The 509-nt window shown below is 49.7% G+C and carries 1 protein-coding gene; it reads left to right on the forward strand.

Features of this window, described 5'->3' with window-relative positions; translation table 11 throughout:
* A partial coding sequence (locus R7O13_RS31100; RefSeq protein ID WP_318305760.1) for a tripartite tricarboxylate transporter permease occupies positions 1-509 on the forward strand: 509 nt, incomplete at both ends.

Raw genomic sequence — 509 nt, forward strand, 5'->3', positions numbered from 1 at the left:
GATCCCGATTACTTATGGTTTAGAGCCTTCATCGGGCCTCATCTTGATGGCGGGTGTTTACTACGGCGCCGTATTTGGTGGTTCAACCTCTTCAATTTTGATCAACGCACCAGGCTGCTCTTCAACGGTCGTAACCGCGTTTGACGGTTACCCAATGGCGCAAAAAGGTCAAGCGGGTAAAGCGCTAGCATTAGCTGCTTACTCCTCTTTTACTGGCGGCACACTTTCGGCCATCATGCTGCTCGTGGCTGCGCCAGCCTTGGCTAACGTGTCGTTAAGCTTTCAATCTTCTGATTACTTTGCATTGATGTTGCTCGGCTTGTCTGCCGTTGCGGCTTTTGCTGGTAAAGGTCAGGTCATTAAAGCGTGGATGATGACCATTCTTGGCTTGATGCTGTCGACAGTCGGTATCGATAAAGGCGTTGGTGTCGAACGTTTCACCTTTGGTTTAACCGATTTGATGGACGGCTTTAGCTTCCTTCTTCTTGCAATGGCGACGTTTGCTTTGG

This window comes from Vibrio sp. Y176 (assembly GCF_033438945.1).